The sequence below is a fragment of the Thermogladius calderae 1633 genome, assembly GCF_000264495.1.
Taxonomy (GTDB): Archaea; Thermoproteota; Thermoprotei_A; order Sulfolobales; family Desulfurococcaceae; genus Thermogladius; species Thermogladius calderae.
In genome coordinates, this window is record NC_017954.1 from 707639 (window position 1) to 724983 (window position 17345).

17 protein-coding genes are annotated in these 17345 nt (G+C 55.7%); 8 read left to right on the forward strand and 9 right to left on the reverse strand.

Translation table 11 applies throughout. From position 1 onward, the window contains the following. Positions 1 to 56 precede the first annotated feature (56 nt). Complete coding sequence (locus TCELL_RS04065) at positions 57 to 1217, forward strand: cystathionine gamma-synthase family protein (RefSeq protein WP_014737453.1); 1161 nt, start codon at positions 57 to 59, stop codon at positions 1215 to 1217. Between the two features lie 14 nt (positions 1218 to 1231). Here the strand turns inward: TCELL_RS04065 and asd are convergent, their stop codons facing one another. From asd to TCELL_RS04085, 4 genes are read right to left on the reverse strand one after another with little or no spacing between them, the layout of a single operon-like run. Then, complete coding sequence (asd, locus tag TCELL_RS04070) at positions 1232 to 2296, reverse strand: aspartate-semialdehyde dehydrogenase (protein WP_014737454.1); 1065 nt, start codon at positions 2294 to 2296, stop codon at positions 1232 to 1234. After that, positions 2293 to 3411 (reverse strand): amino acid kinase family protein, encoded by a 1119-nt coding sequence (locus TCELL_RS04075; RefSeq protein WP_014737455.1) that lies wholly within the window; start codon positions 3409 to 3411, stop codon positions 2293 to 2295. The genes asd and TCELL_RS04075 overlap by 4 nt, the downstream gene beginning before the upstream one ends. A 3-nt stretch (positions 3412 to 3414) precedes the next feature. Then, on the reverse strand, positions 3415 to 4434 hold the full coding sequence (locus TCELL_RS04080; protein WP_014737456.1) for a homoserine dehydrogenase: 1020 nt from the start codon (positions 4432 to 4434) through the stop codon (positions 3415 to 3417). Beyond that, entirely contained in the window at positions 4427 to 5371 is a 945-nt protein-coding gene (locus TCELL_RS04085) for a homoserine kinase (RefSeq protein ID WP_014737457.1), read from the reverse strand. Before TCELL_RS04085 ends, TCELL_RS04080 begins: the two co-directional genes overlap by 8 nt. 197 nt (positions 5372 to 5568) lie before the next feature. Here TCELL_RS04085 and TCELL_RS04090 point away from each other — a divergent pair, with 197 nt between their 5' ends. From TCELL_RS04090 to TCELL_RS04120, 7 genes are all read left to right on the forward strand, one after another. After that, on the forward strand, positions 5569 to 6567 hold the full coding sequence (locus TCELL_RS04090; protein ID WP_014737458.1) for an ABC transporter ATP-binding protein: 999 nt from the start codon (positions 5569 to 5571) through the stop codon (positions 6565 to 6567). A gap of 74 nt (positions 6568 to 6641) precedes the next feature. Further along, the gene (locus TCELL_RS04095) at positions 6642 to 7376 is read left to right on the forward strand and encodes a hypothetical protein (RefSeq protein ID WP_014737459.1); all 735 of its coding nucleotides are present in this window, start codon (positions 6642 to 6644) and stop codon (positions 7374 to 7376) included. Continuing rightward, entirely contained in the window at positions 7373 to 8155 is a 783-nt protein-coding gene (locus TCELL_RS04100; RefSeq protein ID WP_014737460.1) for a hypothetical protein, read from the forward strand. The genes TCELL_RS04095 and TCELL_RS04100 overlap by 4 nt, the downstream gene beginning before the upstream one ends. 271 nt (positions 8156 to 8426) lie before the next feature. Beyond that, positions 8427 to 9071, forward strand: a complete 645-nt coding sequence (locus tag TCELL_RS04105) for an energy-coupling factor ABC transporter permease (protein ID WP_014737461.1) — start codon at positions 8427 to 8429, stop codon at positions 9069 to 9071. Continuing rightward, on the forward strand, positions 9068 to 9349 hold the full coding sequence (locus TCELL_RS04110; RefSeq protein ID WP_014737462.1) for a PDGLE domain-containing protein: 282 nt from the start codon (positions 9068 to 9070) through the stop codon (positions 9347 to 9349). Before TCELL_RS04105 ends, TCELL_RS04110 begins: the two co-directional genes overlap by 4 nt. A 1-nt stretch (position 9350) precedes the next feature. After that, the gene (locus TCELL_RS04115; RefSeq protein WP_014737463.1) at positions 9351 to 10019 is read left to right on the forward strand and encodes a hypothetical protein; all 669 of its coding nucleotides are present in this window, start codon (positions 9351 to 9353) and stop codon (positions 10017 to 10019) included. Beyond that, positions 10013 to 10723, forward strand: coding sequence for an energy-coupling factor ABC transporter ATP-binding protein (locus TCELL_RS04120; protein ID WP_052307216.1), 711 nt, complete (start codon positions 10013 to 10015; stop codon positions 10721 to 10723). The genes TCELL_RS04115 and TCELL_RS04120 overlap by 7 nt, the downstream gene beginning before the upstream one ends. On the opposite strand, the gene TCELL_RS04125 is transcribed toward TCELL_RS04120, so the two are convergent. The 5 genes from TCELL_RS04125 to TCELL_RS04145 all read right to left on the reverse strand — a co-directional run bounded on the left by TCELL_RS04125 (position 10658) and on the right by TCELL_RS04145 (position 17293). Then, the gene (locus tag TCELL_RS04125) at positions 10658 to 11554 is read right to left on the reverse strand and encodes a ribose-phosphate diphosphokinase (protein ID WP_014737464.1); all 897 of its coding nucleotides are present in this window, start codon (positions 11552 to 11554) and stop codon (positions 10658 to 10660) included. The genes TCELL_RS04120 and TCELL_RS04125 overlap by 66 nt on opposite strands. Positions 11555 to 11788: 234 nt before the next feature. Next, on the reverse strand, positions 11789 to 14572 hold the full coding sequence (locus tag TCELL_RS04130; RefSeq protein ID WP_157864700.1) for a glycoside hydrolase: 2784 nt from the start codon (positions 14570 to 14572) through the stop codon (positions 11789 to 11791). Positions 14573 to 14681: 109 nt separating this feature from the next. Then, on the reverse strand, positions 14682 to 15398 hold the full coding sequence (locus TCELL_RS04135) for a hypothetical protein (protein ID WP_048163083.1): 717 nt from the start codon (positions 15396 to 15398) through the stop codon (positions 14682 to 14684). A gap of 4 nt (positions 15399 to 15402) precedes the next feature. Then, complete coding sequence (locus TCELL_RS04140; RefSeq protein ID WP_048163085.1) at positions 15403 to 16731, reverse strand: ATP-binding cassette domain-containing protein; 1329 nt, start codon at positions 16729 to 16731, stop codon at positions 15403 to 15405. Beyond that, on the reverse strand, positions 16700 to 17293 hold the full coding sequence (locus tag TCELL_RS04145; protein WP_048163087.1) for an ECF transporter S component: 594 nt from the start codon (positions 17291 to 17293) through the stop codon (positions 16700 to 16702). Before TCELL_RS04145 ends, TCELL_RS04140 begins: the two co-directional genes overlap by 32 nt. Between the last annotated feature and the right edge of the window lie 52 nt (positions 17294 to 17345).

Genomic DNA, 17345 nt, shown 5'->3' on the forward strand with positions numbered 1-17345 from the left:
GGCTTATTAGACAAGACTTTTCCGTCGATAATCTATCAACCCTCTTAGGTGGGAGTATGAGGACGGGCACTAGACTTGTAGACGTCGAGGGATTGAACGACCCGTACGGGTCTCACATACCACCAGTTTACTTGAGCGCAGTGTACGAGTACGTCGACTACGAGCAAGGCCTAGCGAAGTACACGGACCGGGGGACCTACGTTAGATACGGTAGGGAGGAGAACCCTACGGTCAGAGTCCTCGAGAGGCTCCTGAGCTCGCTAGAGGAGACGGAGGACGCCCTGGCGTTTAACAGCGGAATGGCTGCCGAGACTACGCTGTTCCTCTACCTCATGAAGCCCGGTATCAGGGTGGTGATGTCGGCGGAAGTCTACAGTACGACCTACCTCACTGTCCGCAACCTGGTTGAGAAGGTAGGGGCGAAGCTGGACCTCGTATTCCCATCGGCGAGGGAAATACTCGAGTCCGTGGGCAGGGAGCCCGCAGTCGTGTTCGTGGAGACCGTCACAAACCCGACGTTGAAGGTCGTCGACCTCGTAGAGCTGGCAGAGGGATTGAAGGACACGGGCTCCACTCTAGTAGTCGACAACACATTCGCGACCCCTCTCAACGTAAAGCCGTTTAAGCTGGGGGCCAGGTTTGTCGTCCATAGCTTGACCAAGTACATTGCGGGCCACAACGACGTAGTCGGAGGCGCTCTACTGGGTACCAAGAAAGAGATATCTGAGCTGTGGGATTGGCGGCGTATGACAGGGTCAATAATGCCACCATTTGAGGCGTACCTCGTGTACAGGGGCGCGAAGACTCTCGAGGTCCGATTCGAGAGAGTGTCCAAGTCCGCTAAGGCAATAGCCGAGTTCTTGGCGGAGCACAGTAAAGTGGAGGGAGTCCACTACCCGGGGCTCGACAAGGACGAGTACCACCCGATCGCCAGGAGGCTCTTCGCGACAGGCAACTACGGGGGCGTTCTGAGTTTCAGGGTCAAAGGAGGCTACGAGGGGGCACTGAGGTTCATGAAGAAGTTAAGGGTGATAAAGAGGGCGCCAAGTCTCGGGGGGACCGAGTCGCTTGCGGTACTACCAGCCAAAGCGGGCAGTATGTACCTGCCCGAAGACCTCCGGAGGAGACTCAAGATAACCGAGAACCTGGTCAGGTTGTCGGTGGGTCTCGAAGACGTGAACGACCTTATAGAGGACATAGACCAGGCTCTAGCCTGAAAACGGGAAAACTTTTAGACGAGGCCCTTCTTCACCAGTAGCTCTGCGATTAAGACACCGTTACCGGCAGCACCTCTAATCGTGTTGTGGCCCAGCACCACGTACTTAACCCCGCCCATTACTTTGTCCGGCCTGACACGCCCAACTACGATGCTCATCCCTTTGCCGGCCTCCCTGTCGAGGCGTGGCTGTGGTCTATCGGGCTCTCTCTTCACTACCAACGGCTTCTCGGGCTGCGAGGGCAGGTTCAGGCCCTTTATCTTGTTCCCCTTGAACTCCTCCATGGCTTTAATGACCTCTTCCACATCTATACTCCTCTTTTCAAGTTCGGCGAACACAGCGATCGTGTGGCCTTCGAGCACCATAACCCTGTGACAGCTGGCGGTTACCGCGAAGCTGTTGTTGAGCGTCACTCCCTCGCCTCCGACGCTACCCAGCAGTTTGAGTGTCTCCTCCTCCACTTTCTCCTCCTCTCCCTCGATGAAGGGTATCAGGTTGTCCATTATCAACATAGACGGTAGACCTGTCAGGCCTGCCCCCGATATGGCCTGCATAGAGGATGCGACGACTCTCCTTAGGCCGAACTCGTCTAGCAGGGGCTTGAGGGAGAGGGTCAGTATAGACGTAGTACAGTTGGGCACCTTTACTATACCACCACTCCAGCCTCTACGCCTCCTCTGTAGCTCTAACACCTCCACGTGGTCGGCGTTGACTTCGGGTAGTAGAAGGGGTATGTCCGGCTCCATCCTCATAGGGCTGGCGTTAGAGACCACGACCAGCCCTCTCCTGGCGAGCTCTAGCTCCACGTCGACCGAGACTTCGGCGGGGAGAGCTGAGAACACGATGTCCACGCCTTCGCGGGCGATCGAAGCCAGGTCTAGGGGCTCCACTGGTAGGTCAGCTACTTTATCAGGGAGTTGGGAGTCTAGAACCCACTTCACGCTCTCACCGTACCTCTTGCCGGCGCTCTTGCCCGAGGACTGTAATAGTGTGATCTCAAACCATGGGTGGTCTGCCAGCAAGGATACGAACCTCTGCCCGACGAGCCCCGTAGCCCCTAGAATCGCGGCCTTCTTCACGATCCCGCCTCACCTATCAGGTTCTTGTGGAGTAATCTAACAGCTCTGGGAATATAATCTTTAGGAATATATACGACCACCGAGTGTCTACCTACTCCGGCCTCGAGACCTTGGATTTCGACGTCTTCGCTTTCAAGGACCTCCACCACCCTCCTAATAGTCCTGAGCCTACTGCCGTCCTCACCTATTACCACGACCCGTGGGTGGGGGCTGAGGGACGCGTGTATGATTTTAGGCCCCTTGTCCCCCTCCTCCAGCTCTCTCATTACTGATGAGCCAAGGTGCTCGTAGTCGCCTATTCTAACAACGGGCCCCGGGAAGAAGAGGAGGGGCTCGAACGTCTTCGCGTTAAACCTTTTGACGCCGTGTCTAGCCGCTTCGTCTGCTTCACGGTAGCTTAGGCACTTCACTACTCTTGGTTTAACGCCTAACTCCGGGTCAACCGAGTACACCCCCTTAACGTTCGTTATTAGTCTTACCTCTCCTATACCGCCCAGCGCTGCTATGGCAGTAGCGGTCAGGTCCGACCCGCCTCGGCCAAGTGTTGTAGTCACACCCTTCTCGCCGCTCCCGATGAAACCCTCGATGACTATTACCACGTTGTTCTCGGAGGCCGTTTTGACGAGCCACTCTACCCTTGGCTCGGTATTCTCGTAGATGATCGAGGCGTCTCCGTGTCTGGAGTCAGTCTTGATGACCTCCTCCGCGTCTACCCTCACCACCCTCCCCACCTCTGTCTCAATCGCGCTCGAGAGGACCAGCTTACTGGCTTTCTCACCGTAGGAGAGAACTATGTCGCCGAGTACTGGTCGCTCGAGACCCGCCTTTATCGCTTTGAGAGGCACCTCTGCCAGCCCTCTTACCTCTTGCTCGAGCTTCTCGCCTCCTATTCCGCGAGCTAGCTCGGAGTAAAGCTCTACTACCTCGTGGAAAGCGTTTATGTCCCCTTGTAAGGTAACCAGGAGCTTGTCTGTGACACCCTTAGCCGCGGACACGACGACAATAGGTAGTAGCCCGGCCTCGTACAACTGTCTAACATAGCCGGCGGCTCTAACGTAGCTGTCGATGTTCGACAGGTTCGACCCGCCGATTTTTACTACGACGAGGGCACGCACCCCTCACACCTCCCTCAACGCGATGGCTAAGATGTCGTTTGCCACGGTGTGAGCTGTCTCTACGCCGCCCCCACCCTTCCCCATGAAGAAGTAGCTTCCCGTGTCAGTCTCGATTACAACACCGTTCATAGCCCCCCTCACATGGTACAACAGGTCGCCCGGCTCTACTTTCTCTAGGGCAACACGGGCTTTCTGACTCCTGTAGTCTATAGAGCTGACCTGCTTCCAGGCTTTCCCCTCCTTTATCGCCATCACGACTTCTCTCAGGCTTAACCCCCTCAGGCTGACCCTCTCAATGCTCTTGAAGTCCACAGGCTTTCCGATGACGTTGGAGATTATCGTCAGCTTTGCGGCGGCGTCATACCCGTCTATGTCGATAGAGGGGTCTCTCTCGGCTATACCTAGTACGATCGCCTCCTCGACCGCCCTCTCTACCTCGACCAACTTCTCGTGGGCTAAGCTCAAAACGATGTTACTCGTCGTGTTGAGTATCCCTCTCACGCTGTACACGTCCTGTAGCTTCATGTGATCAAGCAGAGACAAGAAAGAGGAGGCACCCATAACGGTAGCCGTGTACTTCAGGACGAGGCCACGGGACCTGGCCAGCTCTGTCAGCCCTTTAAAGTCGAACACCAGAGGGGACTTGTTAGCTGTCGCAACATGGGCTCCCTCGTTGAGCGCGAACCTTATGTTGCTGAGCCCCGGCTCGCCGGTCTCGTAGTTGGCTGGTGTGAGCTCGACGTGTATGTCTGGCTTGGTCTTCTCGTAGAGCTCCTTCAGGTCGACGTACTGTTTGGCAACTTCTAGACTCCTTAGACCGGACCTTGGGGTCTCCAGCATTTTAAGTAGTTCGACTGGTCTAAGGCCTTCGGGTTTGTAGACCATACCCTTCGAGTCGACCACGCCTACGACTACGATGTTGACGCCGTGCTTGGCCAGCTTACTGCTCTTGAAGAGCAACGTCTTCACTAGGCCTCTACCAACGTTGCCGAACCCTACAATGACGACCCTCTGTTCAGCCACCCGACACCACCTCTACCCCCTGGTTTGAGAATCTCGAGGCCAGGAGAGAAGCCTTCACGCCTTTAGACTTCAGAAAGTCAAGTATAACACCGCCTATTCTGGTGATCTCGTCCAGGTCGTCGTGTATGTAGAACACGGACGGTCCAGCCCCCGCAATGTTGAAGCCGTAGGCTCCCTCGCGGAGCGCTATATCCTTCATCTCCCTGTACAAGGGGATGAGCTTTGACCGGCTTGGCTCGCAGATCTCGTCCTCTGATATAGCCCTGCCTACCAACCTTAGGTCGCCCTTGATCAAGCCGTAGACTAGCTTGGCGAGGCTAGAGGACTGCTGTACGTGTGTCTCTAGGTCGATTTTGCCGGGTAGGATACTCCTTGCTACGTAGGTCTTTTTCTCAGTCCTCGCCCCGGTCTCTGGGATCACCACACCTACGTGTATCTCTTTCGGAATCTCGATCTTGTAGGCCTTTTTGTACTTCGTGTCGACTATGACGACACCCCCCAGCAGGCTAGCTGCCACGTTGTCGTAGTGGGCGACCCCCGAGACAAACCTCTCTCCTTCACCGGCTAGACTCAGTACCGTCTCCTCGTCTACAGAGCCGGCGATGAGAGACAACGCGAACGCGGCTCCGGCCGCAGTGGCTCCGGAGCTCCCCAGGCCAACTGAGACGGGGACGCCCTTCCTCACGTAGATCTCGATGTCGCATGAACTGAGCCACTTGAACTTCTCGAGAGACTTTACGGCGACAGCGTGGGCGTTGTTGCTACTGCCGGTGAGCACCGGTACGTCCGAGTATACCCGCACTAAACCGGTACCAGGCGAGGCCTTGACGTGGACGAGGTCGTGTAGCCCCGACAACGCCACGGCGAGTACGTCAAACCCGGGGCCAAGGTTTGCTATAGAACCAGGCGACTTGACTACGGCTTCACGATCACACACGTAGGGTGCACTACGTTTCACCTCGCTAAGCGTTTAGAGAGACTACTTATGCTGCGGCTTAAAAACCTTACCCGTTTAGGCAAACACCCCACATAATTCCCATCCATCAAACGTAGCAATATTCCTTTGTCTAGGCTCACGTACTGTGAGCTATGTATTTAACTCGCTCGGTCGATAACCCCTTCTCGGAGCACATTATGGTTAAGTACGCTATCGAAGTCCTCGACGTGAGGAAGACCTACCGCCCGAGAGTGGGGTTGCGGAGTAGGTCTGTTGTCGAGGCGTTGAAGGGGGTGACCCTCAGGGTTCGCAAAGGCACGATTCACGCTCTATTAGGCCCCAACGGGGCAGGTAAAACAACGTTAATCAAGATCGTAGCCACCCTACTAGCCCCTGACAGCGGGGCTGTATACGTGGGTGGGTACGACGCCGTTAAGGAGGCTAGTCGGGTAAGGGAGATCATCGGGGTAGTCCTAGACGTGAGTAAGGGGTTCTACGGGTCTCTCACGGGCTTCCAGAACCTCGTCTTCTACGGTCTGTTGAAGGGTTTCTCAATGGAGGACGCGCGAAAGAGGGCGAGAGAGGTGATCGAGCTGGTCGGCTTAGATGAGCAGAGCGCTTTCAAGAAACCCTATTTCTCGTACAGCCTGGGTATGAGGGCTAAGCTGAGCCTGGCGAAGGCGCTGTACACAGACCCGGAAGTCTTGTTGCTGGACGAGCCCACACTAGGCCTGGACGTGCCTAGCGCTATGGAGGTCAGGAATATGCTGGTCGAGTCGGCGAGGGCGGGGAAGACGATACTGGTCACGGGGCACAACATGAGAGAGATCGAGGAGATAGCCGAGGAGGTTACAATAATAAACAGGGGGGTCGTCGTCGCTCAAGGCGGTATCCAGGACTTGAAGAGGTCGCTGGGCCTCGTCAACATCCTGTACCTAAAACTCCGTGAAGAGGGCTCTGGCAAGTACCTTACCCACATAGAGTCGAGCCTGCAGGTGGCTAGGACGGAGGTCTCGAGGAGTAGCGGGGAAGTGGCCGTCAGGGTCTACGTTAGAGACCCGAGAGATAAGATTATGGAGACCATTACGAGGATCCTCGGCGAGGACCCCCGTCCACTAATCGACTTCTCTATCGCAGAGCCCTCGTTGGAGGACGCATACCTAGCGGTAGTCGGGGGCGATCGGCCACGGTCCTGAACCTCTTTAAAGCCACGGTATACAGGGAGGCTCTGTGGTTTAAGAGGTACTTCTCCGACTACCTAGGTCTGTGGTTGACCCAGGTCGGCTTCGCCGTCGGCGTGTTAATGACGCCCGCTTACATCTACGGTTCGCAGAGCGTGGTATCGAAGGCGGGGGAGCTTTTCGGGGTAAAGCCGGCCTTCACAGACCTGCTCGTATTCTCGATGGTCTTGTCGGCGTTGCTGGGCGTCGTCGCAATAATCATTGGAGACGTGGTGGGCACCCTCTACTACGAGTTCAAGATCGCGGAGTCTACAGTGCTGATCTTTGAGGCCACTGGTCTGACGCACTACATCGTGGTGAACGCCGTGGTGAGGTCCATCGTAAACACCCTGCTATCCTCGATATACCTCCTCCCAGTTCTCGGGGCGTTGAAAGGAGCCAGTGGACTGATCACGTATCTCGTGGTGGTTATGATACTTGTCCCTGCCGGGGTGACGCTCGGTCTTCTGGCTAGTATAGTCGGGCTGTCAGTGATATACTTTGTCGACGTCAGAAGGCCGTGGTCTATTGCGCAGCTGTTACCGCCAGTCATACTCGCCTCGAGCGGTGTCTACATACCTGTCCACATGATACCGCTGGCTTTGAGAGTCGTAGGCTACATCACGCCAGTGCCTTTTGTTGTCGAGACACTACAGTGGATCACGCTGCTCTTCAACGAGTCGAGGATAGCCCAGTACCTGTTCTTCCTAACTGCCATCTACGCGCTCTACGTGACGGTCTCCGTTCTCGCGATAAATAGCGTGGACAGGGTTGTCAGGAAATGAGCCTCGTCAGAGAAGTTAGAAGGTCTCTGCTTGTGGGCTACGGGATGTTTAGGATGCACTTGACGAGCTACCTGTCTTCCACGCTAAACGCGCTCCTCTGGCTGACGTTGTTCTTGGCACCCTCCGTGGTCTTCAGTAGCGACCCGCTTTCAGCATTGCTCTATTTGACCCCTCCCGTTATTGGGGTGAACATCGTGCTGTTGAGTATAGGGCTGAGCCAGGAGTACGTCACGTGGTTGAGCGAGGGCGGGGAGCTAGACGACCTAAGACTGGCAAACCTCACGCTATGGAAATACGTGGCTGCCACCTTCCCCTTTGACTTCCTGGTAGTCGGCTTCGCGCCGTTCCTGCTCTCAGCCCTCCTTCTATCATGGTACCTAGGTATAGCACCCACGTGGCTGTTCAGGCTGAACGCGGCGCTCTTCGCACTATCTATACCCGTCTTAATGGCCTCGGGCCTACTAATGGCCTCGTTGATCGGCCTGCTCTACTTGAAAAACCCGCTTGCGAGAGTTTTGAGTCAGATCATACAAATATTGTTCGTAGTAGTCCTCTTTTTACCCCCAAGATACCTGCCTGAACAGTACATGGCACTCCTAGTCCCGGGCCTCGTGGCGGTGGAGCTGCTCAGAGCCTCCTTCGGGTCTAACACGATCTCTACTAACCTACTCGTGTCAATGACTGTACCGGCCGTCATATCATACCTACTCCTATCACTCCTAGCTTCAAGGCTTGTCGAGAAGCACTTCTTGAAGTTCGGGGTCGAGACGAGGTACTAGCAGGCCCCCGCCCGCAACATAGTACAAGTCGGCTTGAACCAGCCCCCCAGCGCCCGCGGCTACGAAAACGTACACGGCCCTCGTACCACGTGGAGACGGGTGGGGCGGCGATCTCGCGGGCTCGACTGTGCCCTCTCCCATAGTCCACAAAGCACGGGAGGGGGCGGACTCCCCCGTGTAGTAGTGTGGCCTGTCCGAGAAGAAGACTGTTAGGTCTACTTACCGCACCGTTTTTAAAGGTGCACTCAATCCCGTTATTTGGTGCACTCAGATGCACATACCCGACGGCTACTTGGACTTGTGGTCTAGTCTAGCGACTTACGCGTTAGCGGGCATATACTTCATTGCTTCCACCAAGCTCGGAAAGCTCAGGCTCTCCCCCAGCGAGGTCTCCGAGGCGACGGCGTTGGCAGCGCTCATCTTCGTCGCGCAGATGCTGAACTGGCCGATACCAGGAGGTACCAGCCTCCACTTCGTTGGAGGGGCCCTAGCCGGTATTATTCTCGGGCCTTTCAAAGGCAGCCTGGTCATCGCAATAGTCCTCCTAGTCCAGTGCCTTGTCTTCCACGATGGTGGTATAACTGCCTTGGGGGCCAACATCATCAACATGGCTATAATAGACGTTTGGGCCGGCTACCTGGTCTACAGGCTAGCGTACAAGGCCCTCTCGCCCAAGCTAGGCGACGCCAAGTCCGGGTTCGTCGGAGGGCTTATAGGCGGCTGGCTCGGCCTGACGCTCGCGGGTAGTGCCTGCGGTGTGGAGATCGGGCTCTCACCGTCGTTCCCCTACGGCGTATTCATAACCGTACCGATAATGGGCGGCTGGCACGCTGCCCTGGGGGTTGTCGAGGGGGTTATAACAGGGCTGGTCGTCTACTACCTGAAACTCAGGCACCCCGAGGTGATCAAGTCGTGAAGAAATCGGTAGTACTACTGGTAGTGCTACTGCTGTTATCGCCGGTATTCGGTGTTTACCTGGCTAACATGGTGGGGTACCATGAACCCCTGGACATCGCGGGCGAAAAACTGAACTTGACAGACATCTCTGACGAGATCAACTGGACCTTCCTAAAGGACTACACAGTACCAGGCCTGCCCGAATGGCTTGGTTACGTAGTCTCCGGAGTGCTCGGAGTCGCCTTGATCTACTCTATAGGGCTGCTGCTACGTAAAGTAGCAGAGAGGAAGAAGTAGCGTGAGCTTGCTATCCGAGTTCTTGAAAGCCGCGTCGAGGGTTCTCGACGAGGCGTACGCGGGCACGGACAAGTCTTTCCCTCACCCGGGAGCTTTTTTCTTAATGTCCCTGGCACTCTCCTTCACGTCGGCCGTCCTCAACTCGCCCGTTCTCTGGATAGCAAGTGGTCTCTACTCCATCACGTGGGGTATTGTACTGAGGCCCCGGCTGAAGCCTTTGCTGAGTATAACCTCTATAACGCTCCTATTAGCGCTGGTACCCGGTGTACCCATTCTTTTCACGGGGTTTGATGCGCTGAAGTACCCTGTGTCATTGGAGTCGCGGACGCAGGTTTTCGCGTTTTTCGTGGCTCGCGTCGCTCTGTCTCCGATGCCATTAATAGTCTCCCTCACAGGGTTTGGCTGGGCCAGCATATCGGCGAGCCTCCGAGGTAGTAGAGTACTCAGCAGGTATGTTAGCAAGGTCGACTTCTTCCTACTCAACACCAAGTACCTCACGGTAGTCTTTGCGGACTACCTAGCTGCACGCGAGTCGAGGGTCGTGTTGAGGGCGAGGTCTACCCTTTGGAGAGCCCTAGCTATGACGATCGCAGACATAATAGGGAAGTTCACAGTGGTATCAAGAGACCTGGTCAAGGCGTACGAGTCCAGGTGTGTTGAGAATTGCTGAGGCTGTCCGGCGTCTGGTTCAAGTACCCGGGTTCGAAGACCTACGTCCTCGAAGACTTCAGCCTCGAAGTAGGTGGTGGCGAGTTAGTGTTGTTGACGGGTCCAAACGGCTCGGGTAAGACCACTGTGCTATTGATCGCGGCCGGCCTCCTCGAGCCGCAGAAGGGGTCTGTCGAGTTCGAGGGCAGGCCGTTGAAAAAGCAGCTACCCGAGGCTAGGAGGCACATCGGGCTTCTGTTCCAGAACCCGGAGGTCATGTTGTTCAACCCAACCGTCTACGACGAGGTCACGTTTGTACCAAGGCAGCTCAGCAGGGACAAGAGCTGGATCGACAAGGTGGCCAGAGACTCGATCAGGACCGTTGGGCTGCCGGAGACGTTCTTGAACAGGAGGGTTCAAGAGCTCAGCTACGGCGAGAAGAAGTTGGTCGCCCTCGCCTCCGTCATCTCGTACAGGCCTAAGATACTCCTACTAGACGAGCCCTTTGAAGGGCTCTCGCGTAGGGCGCGGGAGAGAGTCGCGTGTGTCGTTAAGGAGGCTGTGAGGAGTGGTTCCGGTGTGCTCCTGGCCTCGCACGAGCCCCCTCCAGAGCTGGCGGGGGTTGCCAGTAGGGTTGTCGATTTGGGGAGTAAAAAATCTCTAGAGGATCCTGTCCAGGGCCTCAACGATAGCGGGTGCTATGCTGACTCTGCTGATAGGGCTTAGAACGGTGTTCGTGCCCACGAGCTCTTTTAGGCCGAGTCTCATCAACTTGCTGTAGGCGTCTCCTATCAGGAGAGGGTGGACGGCCGCGACGTAGAAGTCTCTAGCCCCTAGGCTTCTGAGGGCTTTGACGGCTTCGACGATCGTCCCTCCAGTGCTGATTATGTCGTCGACTATCACCACGTCCTTACCCTCGACTTTGACACCCCTCGCCTCTACTACGACCTTTTCGGCTGTCAGCCTGGTCTTCTCCAGCACGCTGTACTCCAGGCCGCCGAGCTCCTCCGCCATCACCTTCGCCCACTGCTCCGCCTCCTCGTCCGGGCCTATCACCACGGCATTTGTCAGGGAGTAGTGTTTCTTCAAGTACTTGCCCAACTCCCTGACACCGGTTATGTTGTGGAAGTTGGCTCCGAACAGAGAGCTCGGGTCGCTGATCCTGTGGAGGTGCATGTCCACGGTCACGATGTGGTCGACGCTGACCGTTTTGAACAGCTTGGCAAGGATCTGTATGCTCACCGCCTCGCCTGGGTTGAACCTGCTGTCCTGCCGGGCGTAGCTCATGTAGGGGATGACGGCGACCACCCTCCGCGCACCCAGGTCTCTGAGAGTGTCGAGTGTGTAGAGGGTCTCGATAACAGCCTCGTTGGGCTCCCTCTGAAGCGAGTTGACGTAAACCACGTCCCTCCCCTGCACGTCGCTCAGTACACGTATGTAGGTCTCGCCGTCGGGGAACTTCTTTACCTCCACAGTCCCCAGTTCAAAGCCTTTTAGCGAGGCTATCTCCACTGCGAGGTAGTCCCCGTTTCTGCCCCCTAGAACAAGCGGTTTCAAAGTCCCACACTCTTTTAATAACAGATTTCCCGATAGGGGACTAATAAACGCTGGTCGTAACACAGAGGCCCGGCTTCGGATAGTAATAGCCGAAAGGGCCGGGTAGACGTGTAGAATACCCCCCGTTAGTGTCTCAACGCAGTGCTGTGTCTGAGCTACGTTTGGCCCCCGTTCAAAGTCGGTGTACTAAGCCGACGTAATTAGGGGTGAAGGTGTATTGGGTTTGGGGAAAAATCAGTTGTATCCCAGGGTGACCTTTGCGTAAGCCCAGACAGCCGTGTTAACAGACACGGCGATCTTCGCCCTGTACTGCATCGTGTACTTGACGAGGTCTTGCGAGCCAGTCCAGGTCATCCCCTGTATTGGCGTAACATATACGTACGCCCCTGTCCTGAGGTTCTTGTACCCGAACGTGTAAGTGGAGGTCGGGGAGTTGACCTGGCTTAGAGAATTACCGTATAAGAGGTTGTTGAAGAAGTCCACGGAGTAGCCGATAGCCGTGTACAGAGTCCCGTTCTTCTTGACTCCAAGGTAGTCCACGTATATGTAGTTAGCAGTGTTGTACAAGACGTAGTACTTGTAGAAGTCGGGGTAGCCGTCGCCGTCGAGGTCGGGGGCGTTGAGCCTGACCACGACTCTCCCGTTAACGGAGTCGTAGTAAGCGTACGCGATCGTGTAGACGGCGTTGTAGTAGTTCTTCCCCGTCGCCGCAAAGTAGTCGTCGGCGAACAGCCCGACATGGCTGTCACCGTACCACATGTCGCTCCAGGTACCCCAGTAGACTGCGGGGGCACCTATCCCCATGAAGACCTTGTTACTGGTCTTGTTGTACATGAACACGTAGGGCGCGGCACCGCCCTTGTCGTCTATGAAGGCGAAGATGTACGGGTTGTATATTATCGTCTCGTTCCTCCCGTCCCAGTCGAAGTCGCCGATCATGTAGGAGGCCTGGGTTACTAGGCCCCTCCTGGTCGAGTCCAGCCACTTAGCCGCCTGCAGTAGGACGTTGACGAGCCGTAGGTGGTTCCACACGTTGAGACCCCAGCCCGCGACGTCGTACATACCGTCCTTGTCCCAGTCGCCCCCGTCGTGCCACGCTGTCTCGTATAGCATGGCATTGGCTACAGCTATTGCGAGCCACCACAGCTCGTTCTTAGGAGTGGAGTCGAATAGCCCTCCTGGAGCCAGTAGTCTGTAGATCACAGTGTTGTTCGGCGACCCGTTGAAACTGGTCTTGCCGAAGACGTCTCCAAAAGGCATGGTGGTGTCGGGTAGAACGTAGTTGGGAGAAGTCTGCCCACTACCATACCACGCGAAGCTCTTCTCGGTCGAGGTCCCCCAGTACCAGCCGTCGTAGGCCCTCCTGTAGTCGTACGGGTAGTTGTGCACCCACGTCTTCAGGAGCGCGTAGGTGTCGTACCCGCAGTAGAAACCAGTGACGGGGGTCCAGTACCCGTTTCTCAACCAGTTGACAACGTCGTCTGTTGTCACCACCTGGATCCACGGGTGCATAGCTATCCAGGTAAGGCTGTTATTATACCTGCCAGGGTTGTAGGGGTCCCACCCAGCTATGCCCGCAGCCTTCTCCCAGTCGTCAGCGTACACGAATATCATCTGCTGGTCGCTATTAGTCGCAGCCCAGACGTACTTCTTCCTCAGGTCGATGTTTAGCCCGCCGTCCGTGTTCGAGAGTAATAGTTGCTGGGTGTCCCAGTCTATGAACAGGACGTAGAGTGTTCTACCCGCTGTCTTCGTGGTGTCGTACTGGTGGGGCTTGTACTTGTTGGTGCCGGGGCTCCACTCGTCGTGGTGCGTGTTACCGTCCAAGATCACGGCGTAGTAGTACTTGCTGATAGTGTATGCGATACCAGTCCTCTCGTCGTCCCACGTCCTCTCGGGCACCCAAGCCGTCAGCGGGGTGTAGCCAAACACCTGCTGGGTGTACCACTTAGTGAAGTTTGCGGAAGGGTCGTTGAAGTTGTCGTAGAAGTAGGCGGTTATGTGCTCAGCCCACACACCGCCTATGGGGACGGCTACTCCTCTGGAGATCAGACCTTTGATGTAGCTAATGAAGCCAGGGTCCCACCAGAGATAGCTGGCCATGAGCGTCCCGCTCATGTGTATGGTCACGGGTATCCTGCGTCCAGTCCTGTTGGTCAAGTAGTCGTGGACGTACAAGATGTAGCCGTAGCTGTTGATGCTGGACGGGTTGTTCAGGGCCCTGTTATCGGTCAGGTGCTGGTTGCCGTGGTGGACGAAGACGACCTTGGCGGTCCCGCAGTACTGGTCGCTGAAAACAGCACCGCTCCACTCCGCTCTACCGCTCCCGACGCTTATGGTGTTGGGTATCACGTCGGAGACCTTACTCACGCCGTTGTAGACCACGACCGTGGCGATCTTGGCCCACACCCTCGTGGTCGAGGTCCAGCCGTACTGGGCTAGTAGGCTTGTAGGAATAGCGACCTCCACGAGGTCCCACTGGCTATTGAAGGACACGCTTAACCCGGTGTTGACCAACACCTTGTTCCACTTGTAGTCGTAGACCGTGTAGTGAGTGGAGTCGTATATGGCGACCGCCAGGACCCAGTTGTAGTCGGGTAGGTGGATCCCGTAGCCCTGGTACTGTACATAGTCTGGCACCCACTCTTGGTACCCTGGTGCACCAGTCCACCCTATCAAGATGTAAATGTTGAGCGCGTCGTTGACACTACCATAACTAGCAGTCTCGGCCCCGTACGAGAGGTCTAGGAAGTCGAGCCTCATGAAGACGTAGGATGTGCCAACCGTGTAGTACCATGCGAGGAGGTCTCTGCTAGTAGACCAATCGGGTACACCGTCTAAGAGGTCGCCAGCCGGGTCGAGCGCGTGACATGAGGCGTAAGGCCAGTCGAAGCCCACACCGTCAACGGTCACGGGTTCCTGCGCACTTACGTGTATAGGGGATACTGTTAAGAATGTTATCAGCGAGTACACGAGTACTACAATTATTGTAAGTCCTAGTACTTCCTCTCTTTTCAAGACTATACCACCTTGACACTTCTTTACTTGAACATCATAGCTTAAAAACATGAAACAATATTTAGCATATGTTGTTGTTTCATCGATTGATTAAACGTGGATCGAGCTCCTAGATTAGGTATAGGAGTAGAAACCCGGTAAAGGGCGTGATAAGAGATATCGAGAAGAAAAGCAGGTCGTTTATGTGTTTGGCTCCTGTCCTCCCCCAATCGGGGACGGGGTCGGGTAAGCCGTACAAGTAGACAGCTTCGTTTACCTGTATGCCGTACTCGACGGTGTATAGCAAGAGCGGCCTGAGCGCTAGGACGGTCTTAGTCTTCTTCAGTCTCACCACAACCAGTACCTCTGAGTATGCCGAGACTATGCTGCCAATGTGCGTCATAACCAGGGCTAGCATACGTCCCGCCCTCTTTAATCCAACCTTGTCAGCAAGCCAAACGAGCTCTCCAGGCCTGACTGTCTGCAGAAAGACGCTGATCGCCAGGAAAGCCTCGACTAGTAGGACGGTCGAGTAGAGTGTGAACTCGGCGCTCAACAGGTTGTAGAAGAGGAAAATCCCGACAAGCCTCATGACCAAGCTAATGGTCACGAAGATCCCTATTACTGCGACCGCCCTAAGTAGCGTCCTCATACCACTCGCGACCTTGAGTATGGATAGTTCCACGACTGCGACTACCGCTGCTACGAGCCAGCTAGACGGCTTGGGTTGGGAGAGAGAGGCAAGCACAATGGTGACAAATAGTGACATGGTCATAGCGACGCGGCTGGCGAGAGATGCTTCGAGGCTTTTACCGTATCTGAGAATCTCCGAAAAACTCCTTAGCAAGTTCTCACCCTACGAACCCCTTTTCTGTGAGAGTGCCGTCACGGAGCTCTACAAGTCTGAAGCCCTTGAGGTAGACTAGATGCTCGGTACTGCTAGCGGCGACTAATATGGTCTTAGACGTCTCGGCCAGCCTCCGTCCGATCTCCTCCCTATCTTGGTACGTCAAGCCCGAGAAGGGCTCATCGAGTAGCAGGAGCTCGTGCCTCGAGTTAAGGGAGAGCTCTACGATGAAACGGACGGCCTCACCCCACGACAGCGTGAAAGGGGACCTGTCCTGAGACAGAGCACGCACTAAGTGAAGGCCTAGCGAGGCGTGGCCGGCCCCTACGGCTTTAACTTCCTCCGAGAGACTCCCCTCGGTGAAGTAGAGGTAGGGTATCTGGGGTAGGTAGAGCGTTTCGGCTCTTCTAACGACCCTCCCTTTCTCGGGTCTTAACACGCCCGCTATTAGCTTGAACAACGTGGTCTTACCCGACCCGTTTAAGCCGTATACCACTACCTTGTCCCCTCTCCCGACCGTCAAATTGAGTCTGTTGAGACTCAAGGAACCTACGTGGAGTGAGACGTCTCTGAGCTCGAGTAGCACGTCCCTCTCCCCGAACGCAGGCTTCTCGGGAATTACGCCCACCCCCGCAGTGTCTTCGCTTGTATTTACATCGTCCACTTGGCTCAGAACACCGTTCTTCAGTAACAGGACTTTGTCTGCTAGGTCGAGCAGCCTCTTGAACCTGTGTTCCAGCACGACGACAGCTACGTCGTAGAGTTTGAGTATCTCTATGGCGTTCCTAACCTCCCGAACACCGTTGTCGTCAAGCCACATTAGTGGCTCGTCGAGTACTACGATGTCGGGGCTTGAGATCATAGACTTCGCGATGCTCACCCTCCTCAGCTCTCCCCCCGAAAGCTGGTCGACGTGCCTGTCTAGGAGGTGCGAGATCTTGAAGACCTTGCTGACATTGGAGATGGCCTTCTCGGCGAGGAACTTCGACCTGTAGACCTGGTGCGCGTAGGACATTAGGTCCTCGTACACGACTGGGTAGACAAGCGCAGCTCTCGGGTTTTGCGGGACAACCTTGACCCTGTCCTTCACGTACTCCCAGCTTTTGTCTGTCAGTTTGACCCCTCCTATCTCGATGACGCCCTCTACGTCTGCGTGGTAGAGTTGGCTCGCGACGCTCGTGATCGCCCTAACAAAAGTGGTCTTGCCAGAGCCCGCCCCGCCCACTATCAGAGCGACTTCTCCCTTACCGACCTCTAGGTCGAGGCCTTTTAGAACCCAGTCTCCACCAGGGTACCTGACTCTAAGACCCTTCACCCTGAGAACTTTTGACATGAGGTAAAACACCCACTTTCTCAAGCTCCCTGACGATCGGTAGCGAGAGCCACGTCACGTAGACTGCTATGATGACGTTGAAGACGCAGACGTATGGTAGGGCCATCAGGGTTAGCTGGAGCCCCTGACCGTAGCTCTCGACCCACTTGAACAGGACGAAGTAGAAGGGGTCTATGGCGAGGTTTAACACGAGCATGCTGACCGTGCGCGACGTAGCTATTAAAGCTGTGGCCAACACGGCGCGGGACTTCGCTGCGAACCACCTCCTCTGATAGAGGATGTAGAAAGGCAGTATAGTGAAGCCCTCGGCAGCGACTTTCATGAACGGCCCTATCGGGTCTTGGGGCTTGTACAGGAGGAGCCCTATGTAGAAGACCGGTAACCCGGCGAGCACGGTGAGACGGGGGTTAAAGAACATCGAGATGGCTAAGGGTATGCCAGTGAGGTCGAATAACAAGTACTGTGCTGGGGGGAAGGGGATGTTGAATAAGTGGAGTATCACGGACAAAGCTATCAGGGAAGCCACGACACCAATGTTCTCTGCTGTACCTTTAGCTGGCAAGCAACCACCTGTCAGGCTCACATTTTAGAATCAACGGGTAGTTAAATAAAAC

What these genes read in the sequence shown, in the direction of transcription:
- TCELL_RS04140 (WP_048163085.1), bottom strand. Translation starts at nt 16,731, where the DNA reads ATGTCAAAAGTTCTCAGGGTGAAGGGTCTTAGAGTCAGGTACCCTGGT.
- TCELL_RS04105 (WP_014737461.1), top strand. Translation starts at nt 8,427, where the DNA reads ATGCACATACCCGACGGCTACTTGGACTTGTGGTCTAGTCTAGCGACT.
- TCELL_RS04100 (WP_014737460.1), top strand. Translation starts at nt 7,373, where the DNA reads ATGAGCCTCGTCAGAGAAGTTAGAAGGTCTCTGCTTGTGGGCTACGGG.
- TCELL_RS04065 (WP_014737453.1), top strand. Translation starts at nt 57, where the DNA reads ATGAGGACGGGCACTAGACTTGTAGACGTCGAGGGATTGAACGACCCG.
- TCELL_RS04090 (WP_014737458.1), top strand. Translation starts at nt 5,569, where the DNA reads ATGGTTAAGTACGCTATCGAAGTCCTCGACGTGAGGAAGACCTACCGC.